Source organism: Vibrio sp. 1557 (genome assembly GCF_033340175.1).
GTDB classification, from domain to species: Bacteria; Pseudomonadota; Gammaproteobacteria; order Enterobacterales; family Vibrionaceae; genus Vibrio; species Vibrio alginolyticus.
On the sequence record NZ_JAWOVZ010000275.1, the window covers coordinates 1 to 1,059 of the forward strand.

Sequence of the window (1,059 nt, forward strand, 5' to 3'; positions counted from 1 at the left end):
TGCTTCAGTTACCGTGTAACGCGAAAGCTTTAACGCAATCTCATCAGCGATAATAGAAGAATTGCCATGCGCAATGTTAGCAAAAGGGCCTGCGTGGATCAGAGTAGGGACACCTTCAAGCGTTTGCATCAATGTTGGTGCAATGGCTTCTTTCAACGTTACGGCCATCGCACCTGCTACTTGTAAATCTTCTGTGGTGATAGGCTGACCGTCGAGATCATAAGCAACAACAATTTTGCCAATGCGCTGACGTAAGTCTTTAAGATTTTTTGCCAACGCAATAATGGCCATCAACTCGGATGCGGCTGAAATATCAAACCCTTCGTTACGCTCAAATCCGTTAATGGTTTTGCCATGTTCGTTCAAACCAATTTTGACCATGCGAAGTGCACGGTCGTTGTGGTCCATCACGCGTTTCCAAGTAATGCTTTCAACGTCAATTTTTAATGCTTTTAAACCAGTTCGAGCTTCAAAGGCGTCATATCCTTCGCGCTGCTCGTGGAATAAGCGCGCATCTAAAGCTGCAGACGCTAAGTTGTGTGCAGCCGTAACGGCGTGAATATCACCCGTCAAATGCAAATTGAGCTCTTCCATTGGCGCAACTTGGGAATATCCGCCACCTGCGGCACCACCTTTGATGCCAAAGACAGGCCCCATTGATGGCTGTCGAATACATGCCATCACGGATTGCTGTAGCTTCGCCAGTCCTTGCGCAAGGCCGATGGTTGTCACGGTTTTACCTTCACCTAGTGGAGTTGGGGTAATCGCGGTGACCAGAACCAATTTGCCGTTTTGGTTGTCATTCAGGCGGGCTAAACACTTAGGGTGTACTTTGGCTTTGTATTTTCCATGTGTATCAAATTCTTCAGGCAATAGCCCTGCTTTTTCAGCGATAACATCGATGGAAGATAACGGTGTGTTTCGGCAAATTTCAATATCAGACTGCATGGATACTCCCAAATATGGCTAACACGCGGCGTTCAACATCAAGCAATCTATATAGACTGTATTGTTGTTGCGCAAACGTTTGCGCGAGAATAATACTGGTAAAAAATTAGG

At 46.1% G+C, this 1,059-nt stretch carries 1 protein-coding gene; it reads right to left on the reverse strand.

Going from position 1 to position 1,059, the window contains the following annotated elements:
- A partial coding sequence (locus R7070_RS26455; RefSeq protein WP_318141551.1) for a formate--tetrahydrofolate ligase occupies positions 1–948 on the reverse strand: 948 nt, incomplete at its 3' end.
- Between the last annotated feature and the right edge of the window lie 111 nt (positions 949–1,059).